The organism is Intrasporangium oryzae NRRL B-24470 (genome assembly GCF_000576595.1).
In the GTDB taxonomy this organism is placed as follows: Bacteria; Actinomycetota; Actinomycetes; order Actinomycetales; family Dermatophilaceae; genus Intrasporangium_C; species Intrasporangium_C oryzae.
Map to the genome: position 1 here is coordinate 1 of NZ_AWSA01000105.1, position 1,638 is coordinate 1,638.

The following is a 1,638-nucleotide window of genomic DNA, read 5'->3' on the forward strand; positions in this document are numbered from 1 at the left end:
CAGAGACACCCGACCAGGACCCGCTCAGAACAGACCCAGAACAGGCGTTCAGAACAGGCCCAGACGAGCCACGGTGGTGGAGCTGCTCCTTAGAAAGGAGGTGATCCAGCCGCACCTTCCGGTACGGCTACCTTGTTACGACTTAGTCCCAATCGCCAGTCCCACCTTCGACGGCTCCCCCCACCACCACAAGGATGGACGGTTGGGCCACCGGCTTCGGGTGTTACCGACTTTCGTGACTTGACGGGCGGTGTGTACAAGGCCCGGGAACGTATTCACCGCAGCGTTGCTGATCTGCGATTACTAGCGACTCCGACTTCATGGGGTCGAGTTGCAGACCCCAATCCGAACTGAGACCGGTTTTTTGGGATTCGCTCCACCTCACGGTTTCGCAGCCCTTTGTACCGGCCATTGTAGCATGCGTGAAGCCCAAGACATAAGGGGCATGATGATTTGACGTCATCCCCACCTTCCTCCGAGTTGACCCCGGCAGTCTCCTATGAGTCCCCACCATCACGTGCTGGCAACATAGAACGAGGGTTGCGCTCGTTGCGGGACTTAACCCAACATCTCACGACACGAGCTGACGACAACCATGCACCACCTGTACACCAGTCCGAAGACGCACCCATCTCTGAGTGATTCCGGTGTATGTCAAGCCTTGGTAAGGTTCTTCGCGTTGCATCGAATTAATCCGCATGCTCCGCCGCTTGTGCGGGCCCCCGTCAATTCCTTTGAGTTTTAGCCTTGCGGCCGTACTCCCCAGGCGGGGCGCTTAATGCGTTAGCTGCGGCACGGAACTCGTGGAATGAGTCCCACACCTAGCGCCCAACGTTTACGGCATGGACTACCAGGGTATCTAATCCTGTTCGCTCCCCATGCTTTCGCTTCTCAGCGTCAGTAGTGGCCCAGAGACCTGCCTTCGCCATCGGTGTTCCTCCTGATATCTGCGCATTCCACCGCTACACCAGGAATTCCAGTCTCCCCTACCACACTCTAGTCTGCCCGTACCCACTGCAAGTCCGGGGTTGAGCCCCGGATTTTCACAGCAGACGCGACAAACCGCCTACAAGCTCTTTACGCCCAATAATTCCGGACAACGCTCGCACCCTACGTATTACCGCGGCTGCTGGCACGTAGTTAGCCGGTGCTTCTTCTGCAGGTACCGTCACTCACGCTTCTTCCCTGCTGAAAGAGGTTTACAACCCGAAGGCCGTCATCCCTCACGCGGCGTCGCTGCATCAGGCTTCCGCCCATTGTGCAATATTCCCCACTGCTGCCTCCCGTAGGAGTCTGGGCCGTGTCTCAGTCCCAGTGTGGCCGGTCGCCCTCTCAGGCCGGCTACCCGTCGTCGCCTTGGTGAGCCACTACCTCACCAACAAGCTGATAGGCCGCGAGCCCATCCCAGACCGAAAAAACTTTCCACCCCCAGCACATGCGTACGAGGGTCATATCCGGTATTAGCTCCGGTTTCCCGGGGTTATCCCAGAGTCTGGGGCAGGTTACTCACGTGTTACTCACCCGTTCGCCACTGATCAGACAAGGCAAGCCCCGTCGTCACCGTTCGACTTGCATGTGTTAAGCACGCCGCCAGCGTTCGTCCTGAGCCAGGATCAAACTCTCCGTTGATGTTCAAAC

At 58.1% G+C, this 1,638-nt stretch carries 1 rRNA gene; it reads right to left on the reverse strand.

Going from position 1 to position 1,638, the window contains the following annotated elements:
• Positions 1–93 precede the first annotated feature (93 nt).
• A 16S ribosomal RNA gene (locus N865_RS21190) occupies positions 94–1,629 on the reverse strand.
• Between the last annotated feature and the right edge of the window lie 9 nt (positions 1,630–1,638).